The sequence below is a fragment of the Shewanella sp. CG12_big_fil_rev_8_21_14_0_65_47_15 genome (assembly GCF_002783505.1).
Lineage (GTDB): Bacteria > Pseudomonadota > Gammaproteobacteria > Enterobacterales > Shewanellaceae > Shewanella.
In genome coordinates, this window is record NZ_PFGL01000002.1 from 1 (window position 1) to 1484 (window position 1484).

1 protein-coding gene is annotated in these 1484 nt (G+C 48.5%); it reads right to left on the reverse strand.

Annotated elements, in window-relative coordinates:
• Positions 1 to 7: 7 nt before the first annotated feature.
• Positions 8 to 1393: an IS4 family transposase gene (locus COW15_RS01225; protein ID WP_293628941.1), complete on the reverse strand. Its 1386-nt coding sequence runs from the start codon at positions 1391 to 1393 to the stop codon at positions 8 to 10.
• Positions 1394 to 1484 lie beyond the last annotated feature (91 nt).

Here is a 1484-nt window from a genome sequence, read left to right on the forward strand (position 1 = left end):
CTCTTGATCACATTTCGTACTCAAGAGACTGTGCCAATTCATAGCCTTCAAGGATGGTTTGCAGTTTGAACCATCCTTCCCATAACCGCTCCCAACCAACGACTCCTGTTCGTTTACTATCGTGCCAACCCGCTAATTTCCCTAAACTGAGATAAGCCCAGTGCACACTTGGTGCTTGCTTGGGTGGGCGGCTTTTTTCAACTTTCAGCCACAGTAATTTCCACGCTTTGCAACCCAACAATGTTTCACAGCTTTGTTGCTTTGCCAGTTCTTGTTGTAACCCAAGATGGCGCAACTGTTGAACTCGCACCGCAATAAACGCTAGGATAGTAATCATCCGCTCCAAATTGTCTTTGCTTTGTAAACGCAAGTCTTCAACCTGAGTCCCGCCGCTTTTCCAGGATTTATGGAAGTCTTCTATCAGCCAGCGCTTTTCATACCAGCACAGAATCGTCAGCGCTTGCTCCGTCGTGGTGACGGGTTCCGACGTCAGCAGGTGCCAGCACAATCCATCTACATTGCCTTTTTCAATACAACTGACATAAAACAACGGCGTACTTCCGCCGACTTTATTGCTTGGCATTTTCAGGGTTACCGGTGCAAAACGGACTTCACAGGTGGCTACTCTGGCTTTGCGCCCCCCTTTTTGGACCACCTCTACCATTCGCTCCCCAGCACTTTGCAGCGAATGGCCGTACAGATGTAACTTACCTTCGGCTTCTTCGATATGCCGACTTATCATCGAGCGCACCACAAACCGTTGTTGATGCTCGAGTTTATATTGTAGGTACTCAATTAAATCCGCTTCGCGGTCACAGACACTGACCACATGTGCCATGTGTTGACCCAAACGATTAGCGACATTTTGTGAGGCCCGCTGCCATTTAAAACTCTCTTTTTCCCCATAAGGTCTTTTGGTTGCATCTTTGTGCTTTCCCATCGTTGCTATGTCGCGGGTCCACAGATGTTGTTCAATTAAACCTACCACTTGCTTCTGTAACGGTGCATACAGCAACACCGAATGTGCTTGAAATCCGCGGCTCGATAGATGAGACGTAATATGCCCCAGTTCATCACGGACCCCTTTGTGAGAGAAATTCAGCGAACTGGTGTCTTCCAGTGCCAGTAAGGTGTCAAATGCTAAGGCTTCTTGCGTCGTTGTCATAAAGCCTGCTTCGGCGATGGCATCGGCCGAAATGGCCTCATTGCGGATAAAACGGTAAGCGGCTTCAATATCAGCGGCAGTTTGACTGGCTTGCGGCACAGATTTCCCCGTATGAGCAGCCAGCGTTGCCGACAATGCAATCAAGCGTTTGACGCGCCTTGCATCACCTAGACTGGCGTGTTGGAAGAGATGTTGGGCCCATTGTGCTGGGTTGGAAATAAAATTCATAGAGTGCGCCTAAAGTTGTTTTGTAGATCAGATCAACAACATCAGCGCGAGTTCAAAAAAATCCCCCGAATTTACCGGGGGATTTGTGTAG